The 11,798-nt window shown below is 51.3% G+C and carries 8 protein-coding genes, 1 other RNA gene and 1 other annotated feature; of the genes, 1 reads left to right on the top strand and 8 read right to left on the bottom strand.

The window, feature by feature from the left end:
• Positions 1–190 precede the first annotated feature (190 nt).
• From BLQ32_RS14935 to hisS, 4 genes are all read right to left on the bottom strand, one after another.
• Positions 191–955 carry a tRNA threonylcarbamoyladenosine dehydratase gene (locus tag BLQ32_RS14935; RefSeq protein WP_074510964.1) on the bottom strand — a complete coding sequence of 255 codons (765 nt, stop codon included), beginning with the start codon at positions 953–955 and terminating at the stop codon, positions 191–193.
• A 103-nt stretch (positions 956–1,058) separates the two neighbouring features.
• Positions 1,059–1,243, bottom strand: a non-coding RNA gene (ssrS, locus tag BLQ32_RS14930) — 6S RNA.
• A 45-nt stretch (positions 1,244–1,288) separates the two neighbouring features.
• Entirely contained in the window at positions 1,289–3,073 is a 1,785-nt protein-coding gene (gene aspS / locus BLQ32_RS14925) for an aspartate--tRNA ligase (RefSeq protein ID WP_074510963.1), read from the bottom strand.
• Between the two features lie 2 nt (positions 3,074–3,075).
• Positions 3,076–4,362, bottom strand: a complete 1,287-nt coding sequence (gene hisS, locus BLQ32_RS14920) for a histidine--tRNA ligase (RefSeq protein ID WP_074510962.1) — start codon at positions 4,360–4,362, stop codon at positions 3,076–3,078.
• A 52-nt stretch (positions 4,363–4,414) separates the two neighbouring features.
• Positions 4,415–4,660, bottom strand: a binding site (T-box leader).
• Positions 4,661–4,776: 116 nt separating this feature from the next.
• On the opposite strand from hisS, the gene BLQ32_RS14915 reads away from it, so the two are divergent.
• Positions 4,777–6,324 (top strand): N-acetylmuramoyl-L-alanine amidase family protein, encoded by a 1,548-nt coding sequence (locus BLQ32_RS14915; RefSeq protein WP_074510961.1) that lies wholly within the window; start codon positions 4,777–4,779, stop codon positions 6,322–6,324.
• Positions 6,325–6,837: 513 nt separating this feature from the next.
• Here BLQ32_RS14915 and dtd read toward each other — a convergent pair.
• From dtd to BLQ32_RS14895, 4 genes are all read right to left on the bottom strand, one after another.
• Complete coding sequence (gene dtd / locus BLQ32_RS14910; RefSeq protein ID WP_074510960.1) at positions 6,838–7,275, bottom strand: D-aminoacyl-tRNA deacylase; 438 nt, start codon at positions 7,273–7,275, stop codon at positions 6,838–6,840.
• Positions 7,276–7,284: 9 nt separating this feature from the next.
• The gene (locus BLQ32_RS14905) at positions 7,285–9,477 is read right to left on the bottom strand and encodes a RelA/SpoT family protein (RefSeq protein WP_074510959.1); all 2,193 of its coding nucleotides are present in this window, start codon (positions 9,475–9,477) and stop codon (positions 7,285–7,287) included.
• 80 nt (positions 9,478–9,557) lie between these two features.
• On the bottom strand, positions 9,558–10,082 hold the full coding sequence (locus BLQ32_RS14900) for a type 1 glutamine amidotransferase domain-containing protein (protein WP_074510958.1): 525 nt from the start codon (positions 10,080–10,082) through the stop codon (positions 9,558–9,560).
• Between the two features lie 151 nt (positions 10,083–10,233).
• Entirely contained in the window at positions 10,234–11,766 is a 1,533-nt protein-coding gene (locus BLQ32_RS14895) for a glycosyl hydrolase family 28-related protein (protein ID WP_074510957.1), read from the bottom strand.
• Positions 11,767–11,798 lie beyond the last annotated feature (32 nt).

The raw sequence follows: 11,798 nt of genomic DNA, 5'->3' as shown, positions 1-11,798 counted from the left end.
CCGTTTCCATCCATGGAAACGGCTTTTTTGATGGCTTTTTTGATGGCTTTTCTTTTGGCAATCCGTTTTTATGCGCGTTCAGACGGATTTATGCGCGTCTGGCGAAATTTATGCGCTTTTAGAAAAATTTATGCGCGCTCAGCAAAATTCGGCACGCAAAAGCCGGCTCCATCTTAGGGCCGGCTTTCCATTAATTATTTCTGACGCGTTCAATCGGAATCTCGCGGGTGATGTCGTTAACGACCCAGCTTGCGCAGATCAGGCCGACAGTAGACGGCGTGAAGGCGTTGGAGCTTGGCGGCATTTTCGCTTTGCGGATGGCAGCATCCGGCTTTCCGACGGTTCCAACGACGTCTTCGCGGATGACAATCGGGCTTTCATCGGAAAAGACGACCGGAATGCCTTTGCGGATTCCCGCTTCACGCAATTTCTTGCGGATGATTTTGGCGAGCGGATCGGTATGCGTTTTGGAAATGTCCGCGATGCGGAAACGCGTCGGATCGGTTTTGTTCGCTGCGCCCATGCTCGAGATGATTTTCACGCCGCGCTTGTAGCATTCCTGCATCAAGTGGACTTTGTAGATCATCGTGTCGGATGCGTCGATGACGTAGTCCGGATTGTAGCTGAAGAATTCCTCAAACGTTTCTTCCGTATAAAACATATGTAAAGAAATTACTTCACATTCCGTGTTGATGTCGGCAATGCGCTCCTTCATCACTTCCGCTTTGGATTGGCCGACAGTTGAAAGATTGGCCACCAATTGGCGGTTGATGTTGGTGATGTCGACATTGTCTTTGTCAACGAGGATGATGCGGCCGACTCCGCTGCGTGCACACGCTTCAGCGGCAAATGAACCCACGCCGCCCACGCCCAGAACAGCAACGGTTGTATTTTTCAATAATTCGATTCCTTCTTTGCCCACGGCTAATTCGTTTCGTGAAAATTGATGTAACATGATTTTCCTGCCCTTCAAATTGAAAGTTGAGAGATATACTAGGAATTATACACAATTAAAAACCCCCCGACAAATTGCCGGAGGGCGAAAAGTTAAAATAATGGAGAATCCCAATCGTGCCGTCCTTGTGTTGCATATCGTTTTTGAACCCGCTTCTAGCAGGTGGGTGACCGCTCCATCACTTATAACTTCCCCTGAGAGGCATGTTAGCCATGACGAAATTTGGTCTCCCGACGACAAAATGTTGGGTCAAAACTGAATAGCTTAAAACGAACACATCAGGATTCTCTACTACTTGTATGTTAGCACACCTTTTTTAATTGCACAAGAACTTTACTCTGGTACTTTTTCATTATTCTGAATACTGACCGATAAGCTTAATTCTTCAAGCTGCGTTTCGGAAACCGGGCTTGGCGCATCCGTCAAAAGATCGCTGGCGCTTGCTGTTTTCGGGAATGCGATGGTGTCGCGCAAGTTGGTGCGCCCTGCAAGGAGCATAACGAGACGGTCGAGGCCGAATGCAATCCCGCCGTGCGGAGGCGTTCCGTATTCGAACGCATCCATCAGGAAGCCGAACTGGGCACGGGCTTCTTCGTCCGTAAACCCAAGCATCTGGAACATTTTCTCCTGGATGTCGCGGCGGTAGATGCGCAGCGAGCCTCCGCCTAGCTCATAGCCGTTCAAGACAAGGTCATACGCCTGCGCGCGGACTTTCTCCGGCGAGGTCGTCAAGATGTCCAGGTCTTCTTCAAACGGCATCGTGAACGGGTGGTGAGCCGCAAAATAGCGCCCTTCTTTTTCGTCGTATTCAAACAGCGGCCAGTCCGTGATCCAAAGGAATTTGTATTGCGAATTGTCGATCAGGCCAAGTTCTTTGCCGAATTTCAAACGCAAAGCGCCGAGCGCATCCGCTACGACCGAAGAAGAATCGGCTACGAATAACAGAAGGTCTCCTGCTTCCGCTTCTGCACGTTCTGTCAACGCAGTGGCTGCATCGCCTTCGAAGAATTTTGCAATCGGGCCTTTCACGCCGTCTTCTTCCACTTTCAGCCACGCAAGCCCTTTGGCACCGTAAACTGCCGCAAATGCGCCGAGTGCATCAATGTCTTTGCGCGAGTAGTTGGCTGCCTGGCCTTTGACGTTGATCAATTTGACCTGGCCGCCTCCCTCAACCGCTCCGGAGAACACTTTGAAGGAAGAATCTTTCACCAAATCGGAAACGTTGACCAGTTCCAGGCCAAAGCGGACATCCGGCTTGTCGGAACCGAAACGGTCCATCGCTTCGGTATAGCTCATGCGCTGGAATTTCGGTTCGATGTCGATGCCTTTGACGTCGCTCATCATTTGGACCATCAAACGCTCGTTCATTTCCAGAATTTCTTCCATCGATTTGAAGCTCATTTCCATATCGATCTGCGTGAATTCCGGCTGGCGGTCTGCACGCAAGTCTTCATCGCGGAAGCAGCGGGCAATCTGGTAATATTTATCGAAGCCGGACACCATCAGCATTTGCTTGAACAATTGCGGTGATTGCGGAAGCGCGTAAAATTCGCCTTCGTGGACGCGGCTTGGCACCAAATAATCGCGTGCGCCTTCCGGAGTCGATTTTGTCAGGATCGGTGTTTCCACTTCCAGGAATCCTTCTTCATCCAGGAAACGGCGGATCGATTTCGTGATGTCTGAACGCATTTTGAACGTTTCGTACATCGCCGGACGGCGCAAATCCAAGTAGCGGTATTTCAAGCGCAAGTCTTCATTGACATCGGTATTGTCTTCAATCGCAAATGGCGGGTTTTTCGCCGCATTGATGATGCTGGCGTTTGTGACCTGCACTTCGACTTTTCCGGTTTTCATATTCGGGTTGATCTGGCCTTCTGCTCTCGCCACGACCAGGCCTTCGATATGCACAACAAATTCATTGCGCAAGGTTTCTCCGACTTTCGTCGCTTCTTCCGAAATTTCCGGGTTGAACACCACTTGGACGATGCCGCTGCGGTCGCGGACATCGACAAAAATCAATCCGCCAAGGTCACGGCGTTTTTGTACCCATCCCTTTAATGATACGGGTTGTCCGATAATTGCTTCGTTGACTTCTCCACTATAATGCGATCTCGACATATCTATTCCTCCAATGATTTCTTTTTCGTAATCGTTCCGGCAATCTCTGCGAATGCAACGGTCTGTTGTTCGCCGGTCGCCATTTCCTTCAACGCGACTTGTCCGCTTGCCATTTCCGTCTCGCCCATGACGATGACGTAGCCCGCGCCTTTGCGGTCAGCTGATTTCATCTGGGCTTTCAATTTCCGGCCCGTGTAGTCCATGTCGGCTGAAATGCCGTTCGAGCGAAGCTCTTTGATGATGCCGAATGCTTTTTTCTTTGACGCATCGTCCATGGCAATCACGTACACTTCCAGGTTCTGCGACTGGCCGATTTCCACTTTTTCCATTTCCAGCGCCAGAAGCAGGCGCTCGATGCTCATCGCAAAGCCGATGCCCGGCGATTCCGGTCCGCCGAGGTCTTCGACCAGGCCGTTGTAGCGCCCGCCGCCGCAAAGCGTCGTAATGGCGCCGAAGCCTTCCGCATCGCTCATAATTTCAAATGCGGTGTGGTTGTAATAATCCAGGCCGCGCACCAAATTCGGATCGATGACATACTCAATGCCGAGCTCGTCCAAGTACATTTTCACTTGGTCGAAATAAGCCTGCGATTCTTCGTTCAAGTAATCAGCCAGTGACGGCGCTGTTGCCATCAACGGGTGGTCGCGGTCCACTTTGCAATCAAGAATGCGCAGCGGATTTTTCTCAAGGCGCGTCTGGCAGTCGGTGCAGAACTCGTTGATGCGCGGTTCAAAATGTTTCACTAACGCTTCTCGGTGTGCGATGCGGCTCTCCGTATCGCCAAGCGAATTCAGTACGAGGCGCAGACGCTTCAAGCCGACGGAACGGTAAAGTTCCATCGCCAATGAAATGACTTCTGCGTCAATCGCCGGATCTTTGGAGCCGATCGCTTCCACACCGAATTGCACGAATTGGCGCATGCGGCCTGCCTGCGGGCGTTCGTAGCGGAACATCGGTCCGGTGTAGAACAATTTCACCGGCTGGTCCGGCAAGCCGAATAATTTATTTTCCACGAAAGAACGCACAACGGATGCGGTGCCTTCCGGGCGAAGCGTTAAACTGCGGTCGCCGCGGTCCTGGAATGTGTACATTTCTTTTGTCACGATATCCGTCGTATCGCCGACGCCGCGCTGGAACAATTCCGTGTGCTCGAAAATCGGTGTCCGGATTTCCTTGTATTGGTAAAGGTTGCACAGTTCAATGATTTTCGCTTCGATTTCCTGCCATTTGGCAGACTGGTCCGGCAGCACGTCGTATGTGCCGCGCGGTGCTTGAATGTTATTGCCCATTTTTTCCACTCCTCCATTTTTCCATACAAAAAAGCCCCCGCCCCTTGCTTGCGCAAGGGACGAGAGCTTTTAATATCAGCTTCCGCGGTTCCACCCTAGTTGATGCCAAAAAGACGGCACCCTCTCATTCCGGGTAACGGCCGGTTCCGTTCCTTCCTAATAAGCGCATGCGGCGCCTTTCAGAAAAAAGCCTCTAAAGTGTTTTTCATTACAGATCCCTGCAGGAAAGTTTACAGCCCAGGACTTTCCCTCTCTTTTCAGCCAATCTTGCAATTACTTTCTTTGTCATCGGCAAATGTATATAAGTATAATAATCTTAATCTTAAGGACTGCCCCAAACCTTGTCAACCTTTTTTGACAAATGGCCGTTTTTTTTTCATAATACTAAGAGGTGTATATTTAAGGAGGTGCTAGATGAACCGCAAGTGGTTTATAGCCATTATTTTATTCATATTCATGTTTTCCGGAATTTCTCCGGCCCCTGCGGCCGATCCCGCACTTGCTGCCGCCGGCGATGTAGAAATTACCGGCGAAACCGTCAATGTGCGGACCGGCCCCGGCCTTTCCTACGGCGTCATCGGCGAATTTGCCAAAGGCGACAAGGTGAAAACGCTGTCGCAAAGCGGCGATTGGCTGGAAATCGAAATTGGCGGCGAACAAGGGTGGATCGCTTCCTGGCTGACGTCCGGAACGGCATCTGAAAATACGGAAGTTTCCGGCGTCACTGCTGTGGCAAGCGTCGACCGGCTGAACGTCCGTGCACAGCCGGACATCTCTGCTTCTGTGCTCGCGCAAATGAACGCCGGCGACCAGGCAACGGTCATCAGCGAAGCCGGCGACTGGGCGGAAGTGGATTTCCAGAATACACGTGGATTTGTGTCTAAACAATACATAAGCACGTCCCAACAGACAGCGGAAAAGCCGGCACCGGCAACTGCTGAAGCCGCTTCTTTTGAAATTGCGGTGGATGTTCTGAATGTCCGCAAAAAACCGGACCTCAGCTCGAAAGTTCTGGACAGCGTCACTAAAGGCGAAGTGTTCCCAGTCAAATCAACCAAAGGCAATTGGGTCGAAATTCAGCTTTCCGAAAAGAAAACCGGCTGGGTCTATGCCTTCCACGGCCATTTGTCCGATGAATCGGCAACTGCTGTCGAAGAGACGGCAAAGTCGGATGCTAAAAGTGTGACCGTCATTACAAACGGCACCAACCTGCGCTCCGAGCCTTCCACTTCTTCAAGCGTGGTAAGCCGTGCAGATGCAGGCGATAAACTGCAAGTTTCCGAACAAAGCGGCGACTGGTACAAAGTTTCTTTGCCGGACGGCACTGCGGCCTATGTCGCGACTTGGGTCGTAACAAGCGGCGAAGCGGAAGCGACTGAAGAAGAAGAGAAACCCGATCGCAAGAAAGGCACGCTTGACGGCTTGACGATTGTGCTCGATCCCGGCCACGGCGGCAATGACGGCGGTACGGTCGGCGCACGCAAAACCTTGGAAAAAGATTTGACGCTGCAGACGGCTGAAACGCTGTCGCATCATTTGCGCTCGGCAGGGGCTGACGTGGTGCTGACGCGCCAATCCGATACATACGTCGACTTGCGCAAGCGTGTATCCGCGGCCCATCAAGTCGGAGCGGACGCCTTTATCAGCCTCCACTACGATGCGACGGACGACAGCAGCGTTTCCGGATTTACGTCTTATTATCTGCATGAATTCCAAGAGCCGCTCGCTGCAGCCATTAATTCGGGCTTAGCCGGCAAAATCGAGCTCCGCAACCGCGGCGTCCAGGCAGGGAATTATCTCGTGCTGCGTGAAAACAAGCAGCCGGCCGTCCTGATTGAACTCGGCTACTTGAGCAATTTCAACGATGAACGCATTGTGACGGCATCGAAGTTCCAGGAACAAGCGGCACTCGGGCTGTACACCGGCATCGTCAACTATTTTGATGCACAATTGGAAGAATAATTGAAAACAGCACGGGAGAATAAAACCTCCCGTGCTGTTTTTTTGTGTATAGATTTAGCTATATGGATATTTTTAGAAGAATGGCCAATTCAAATTGAACCAATAGTCTAAACCCGACGATATTCCGCAAACCAGCTCCGAAGCACTTGTCAAAGAACTTCAGACAATCGCTTTGCGGCAATCTACCCCAGGATTAGTAAGGGATTCTGCGAAGTTTTGCTCCATATCCAAGTGATCAATTATAAAAACTATTTAAATAAAAGTCACTTCTCTATTGAAAACCTCTTCAGCGCCGGCGCGTCCAAGGGCTAGACGAAGCGATGAGACGAGTGCTTTTCTCGGCTCATCGCGAGAGTCATGCCCAAAGCGGCCGAAGCGGTAAATTAATTGGAAATGTTTTAGCTCAAGTAATATGGATTCTGCAAAAATCAACTAGGCTCACTTAAGTGAATCTCCCATTCTTCCCAAAACAAAAAAACGGCACAGGAAACACCCCCTGTACCGTTCTACTTCTTACGATTCCACTAATATCGTCACCGGGCCGTCATTGACGAGCTCGACGTCCATCATGGCGCCGAACACGCCGGTTTCGACGGTCAGCCCGTTATTCCGCAAGGCGTCGTTGAACGACTCCCAAAGCGGTTCAGCGGCTTCGGGGCGCGCTGCCGAGATAAAGCTCGGGCGCCGCCCTTTTTTCACATCGCCATAAAGCGTGAACTGGGAAATGGACAGGATATCCCCGCCGTTTTCCAGAATCGAATGGTTCATCTTGCCTTCTTCGTCTTCAAACAACCGCAGGCCGGCAATTTTATCCGCCACGTATTTGGCGTCTTTTTCTGTATCTTCATGCGTGATGCCGACGAGCAGGACGTAGCCGGAATCGATGGCTCCCGTCACCGCGCCGTCCACTTTCACGCTTGCTCGTTTGGAACGCTGTAAAATGACTCGCATAAGTCCTCCTTAGTTCGTAACCCGTTTCACCGAATAGACATCCGGAATCTGCTTGATGCGCTCGACCACCCGGTTCAGATGCGAAATATGCGGAATCATGATCGTCATATTGATGGTCGCGATTTTGTCCGAATTCGCCCGGCCGCTGACAGCGGTGATTGTCGTTTTCGTTTCGCTGACCATGTGCATGACTTCGTTAATGAGCCCGGTACGGTCGTAGGCTTCCACTTCGATGTCGATATGGTAGTCTTTTTTGTCCGGTGCGCCGGCATTTTCCCATTCAACCGGTATCAGCCGGTCGGATTGGTTGGACTGCACATTCGGGCAATCCGCCCGGTGCACGGAAACGCCGCGCCCTTTGGTGATAAAGCCGATGATGCTGTCGCCCGGCACCGGGTTGCAGCAGCGCGACAAGCGGATCATCATATTGTCGATGCCGCGCACAATGACGCCGGATTCGGTTTGCTTCGCCGGCGCATTGGATTTCATTTCCACCGTAATTTTTTCGATGGCTTCTTCCTGCTCGCGCTTTTTGCGCTGCTTTTCGGCCAAGCGGTTCACCACTTGCTGGGCGGTGATGCCCTGGAAGCCGACCGCTGCATACATATCGTCTTCGCCGGCGAAATTGAATTTTTCGCAGACGCGTTTGATGTTCTCGTTCGTCAGCACTTCTTTTACCGGGAATTCCTGGGCCCGGATTTCCTTCTCGATCAATTCCTTGCCTTTTTGGACATTGTCGACGCGCAATTGCTTTTTGAAGAATTGCTTGATCTTGTTTTTCGTCTGCGTCGACTTGGCAATTTTCAGCCAGTCGCGGCTAGGGCCGAATGACTGTTTGGACGTTAAGATCTCCACAATGTCGCCGGTTTTCAGTTCGGTATCAAGCGGCGCCATCTTGCCGTTCACTTTGGCGCCGATGGTTTTGTTGCCGATTTCCGAGTGGACGCGGTAAGCGAAATCGATCGGCACCGATCCTGCCGGCATCTCGATGACATCGCCTTTTGGCGAGAACACGTAGACCATGTCCGAAAACAAATCGTATTTCAGCGACTCCATGAACTCTTCCGCGTTGTCCGATTCGTTCTGGAAATCAAGGATTTCACGGAACCATGTCAGACGGGAATCCACGGTGTTTTTCGGCATATCGACTTTCCGGCCTTCTTTATAAGCCCAATGCGCCGCAACCCCGTATTCCGCGATGCGGTGCATTTCTTCGGTCCGGATCTGCACTTCGAGCGGATCGCCCTGCGGCCCGATGACCGTCGTATGGAGCGACTGGTAAAGATTCTGTTTTGGCATGGCGATGTAATCTTTGAAACGGCCCGGCATCGGCTTCCATGTGGAATGGATGATGCCCAGCACTGCGTAGCAGTCTTTGATGCTTTCCACTGTGACGCGGACCGCCAGCAAATCATAGATTTCGTTGAATTGCTTGTTTTGCAGCACCATTTTGCGGTAGATGCTGTAAATATGTTTTGGACGCCCAAAAAGATCCGCTTTAATGTCGACCTCGTCGAGTTGGTTGCGAATTTCATCCATGACATTATTCAAATAGGCTTCCCGCTCTGTGCGTTTCTTTTTCATCAGATTGACAATGCGGTAGTACTGCTGCGGATTCAAATAACGGAGTGCTGTGTCTTCAAGCTCCCATTTGATCGTGTTGATCCCGAGGCGATGCGCAATCGGCGCAAAAATTTCCAGCGTCTCGTTCGCTTTCATGCGCTGCTTTTCAACCGACTGGTATTTGAGGGTCCGGAGATTGTGCAGCCGGTCCGCCAGTTTGATCAAAATGACGCGGATATCCTGCGCCATGGCGACAAACATTTTGCGGTGGTTTTCCGCCTGCTGCTCTTCTTTCGACATGTACTTGATTTTGCTCAGTTTGGTGACGCCGTCAACGAGCATCGCCACTTCTTCATCAAAATCGCGGACAATGTCTTCCCGACTGACCGGCGTATCTTCTACGACGTCATGCAAAAAACCTGCAGCCACTGTTGCAGGATCCATTTGCAGTTCTGCCAGTATGCCGGCAACTTGAACCGGATGGACAATATAAGGTTCACCGGATTTCCGGAATTGTCCTTCGTGGGCAACAAGCGCCACTTGGTATGCCCGTTTTATCGTATCAACATGATCGGCATTCATATAAGACGCAACCATTTCGAATACGTCTTCAGGTGTCCTAACTAGATCTTTCGCCATAATTGCCCACCTTGCTTCTGATTTTTCGAAAAGTATATCTTTCTATTATAAAAAACAATGGACAGAAAAGTAAAGCTTTCTTATTGCTGCTCCATCACTTTAATGAATTCACGCATATAGTCCGGCAGATCCGGCGGCCGCTGGCTCGATACCAAATGGCCGTCCACGACGACAGGTTCATCCAGCCATTCCGCGCCGGCATTGACCATATCGTCCTTGATGCCCGGCGTACTGGTCACCCGTTTGCCTGTTAAAATGCCGGCTGATATCAGCACCCAGCCGGCATGGCAGATCTGGCCGATCGGCAATTTGTGCTCGTCCATGAACTGCACGATATTCAGCACTTCCGGGAACCGGCGAATCTTATCAGGCGCCCACCCGCCTGGGACCAGGATGGCGTCGTAGTCTTTCGGGCTGATGTCGCCGTAGGAGAAATCGGATTCCGCCGGCACACCGTATTTACCGATGTACTTCACGCCCGCTTCTTCGCCGGCGATGTCTACTTGCGCGCCTTCTTCCCGCAAACGCAGGATTGGATACCACAACTCCAAGTCTTCGAACTCGTGATGCACAAAACTGAGAATTTTTTTGCCGCTCAATCTCACTGGATGCACCTCCCTTTATTGGCTGTTACTTGTTATTTTATCGCTATTTTCAGTGAATTGCTGTTAGAATGCCTAAGTTTATTATAAATAGTAACACAGCATACACAAATTCGACATTTTTCGCGTGAGTTTTCGACAAATTCTTTTTTTGCTAAACCGTTTCTGGCCCGACATTCTCCACCACAATCGTTTTATTGCCTTTGCCGCCTTTTACCGGGCGTTTTGCAGAATCCAAACAGCGGATATTGCGCACCGTCACCCGGTCGCCGCTGCCTAAATACAGGTCGGATTTCGACTTTTTAAAGCCGCTGATGCGCCCGTTCGTCAGCGATACATCTCCCGCTTTGTACTGGATGGCTACGGCCGGATGCCCTTTGTAGTCATATTGCGGATCGCCGATAAACAAGAATTGGTTGATCGCCACGTTTCGGAAGCCGGACACGACCAGAGCGCGCGGCGATGAACCGGCATACATTTCGGTAAACACCGGCGTTACCGCTACGAGGCGCTGTGCTGCGATATTAAATGCGGATAATGAATCGGGATCTTCGGCTGCATGATGGCCGATGTGGCGGAAATTGAACGAACGGTTGTCGCTGACCGACAAATGGCCGGAAATGAAAACGCCCGTCGCAGCGGAACTGGTCGCATGGGCTTTGATCTCCACTCCGCCGAAACAGCGCGTCGTTGAATTGTTGAGCAGCCACACAAAGCGGGAGCCGTCGTCAATTTCAATGCCATTAGAATTGGAAAAGCCTTTTTTATGCGACCGGCCGCTCGGATCGCATAAATGCGAATTGGAAATGAATATGTAATCGCTGTGGTGGGTCGTAATGCCATCATCGCCGAAGCCCCAGCCATTGACCCGGTCGAGCCAGACATAACGGCTTCCGCCTTTTGCCCGCCGCCCATCGCCGCCGTAATTGTAAAACGTGGACGAAACGTCAAAGCAGTGCAGCCCCGGATTCACCGCAGCGACTTCTTTCACCCAGCCATACGTAACATGAGCATAAGTCAGGCAGCTGGAAAAATTATTTCCAGCACTCGTATTTGACACATTGCCAAGGCGCTCGACATTCCAATCGAGCCCCAGACGCTCCACGGAAATGTGATGGTTGCCCCGGATGAAATTCCGGTTTGCCAAGAGGCGCTGGCGTTTCGGCGCAGCGCTGTGCAGTTTCAGCACCGTGGCCCCTTTTCCTGCTCCCCGGAGCCGCGTCCAGGAAGGCAGTTCCAGTTTCCGGACGATGTAAATCCCTGCTGGCACATAGACATCCACCCGCCCGCTGCCGAACGCTTCCCGGAATGCTTTGGTGCAATCGGTCATACCGTCCCCGACTGCCCCGAAGTCTTCAACATTTACTTGCCGTGTAAAGGCATTTTCCAGTTTAATGTATTCTTCGTCCAGCTCTGTCTTCCATTCCGGAACCACGTCGCCGTTTTCCACCCGCTCGGAGTAATGGTGCGGATCTTCGGTGGAATGCTCTTCGGCCAGAAATGACCAGAGCAGCTCGAGGCGCGTTTTTTTGTAGGAGAAATGTTTAATGGGGCCATCATTTGATTTGATTTGGCGGAAAAGTTCCTGGGTCTCGTTGGTCAGCTCTTCAATTGGCTGCGGATCGTTCATTATCGCTGCCAGCAGTTCTTTGTTTTTTGCTGGATCGTGGTATTTGCTAAGTTCCATATCCATCACCTCTTTCTTCCATACCCGCCGGA

It is taken from the genome of Planococcus glaciei (genome assembly GCF_900099655.1).
In the GTDB taxonomy this organism is placed as follows: domain Bacteria; phylum Bacillota; class Bacilli; order Bacillales_A; family Planococcaceae; genus Planococcus; species Planococcus glaciei.
Note: the sequence above shows the minus strand (reverse complement) of the source record. Positions and strands in the feature narration are given on the sequence as shown.

Bases quoted from the DNA above. Each gene is read 5' to 3' on its own strand.
- hisS (WP_074510962.1), bottom strand. From the start codon at position 4,362: ATGGGCAATAACATTCAAGCACCGCGCGGCACATACGACGTGCTGCCG.
- aspS (WP_074510963.1), bottom strand. From the start codon at position 3,073: ATGTCGAGATCGCATTATAGTGGAGAAGTCAACGAAGCAATTATCGGA.
- BLQ32_RS14915 (WP_074510961.1), top strand. From the start codon at position 4,777: ATGAACCGCAAGTGGTTTATAGCCATTATTTTATTCATATTCATGTTT.
- BLQ32_RS14935 (WP_074510964.1), bottom strand. From the start codon at position 955: ATGTTACATCAATTTTCACGAAACGAATTAGCCGTGGGCAAAGAAGGA.
- BLQ32_RS14905 (WP_074510959.1), bottom strand. From the start codon at position 9,477: ATGGCGAAAGATCTAGTTAGGACACCTGAAGACGTATTCGAAATGGTT.
- dtd (WP_074510960.1), bottom strand. From the start codon at position 7,275: ATGCGAGTCATTTTACAGCGTTCCAAACGAGCAAGCGTGAAAGTGGAC.
- BLQ32_RS14895 (WP_074510957.1), bottom strand. From the start codon at position 11,766: ATGGAACTTAGCAAATACCACGATCCAGCAAAAAACAAAGAACTGCTG.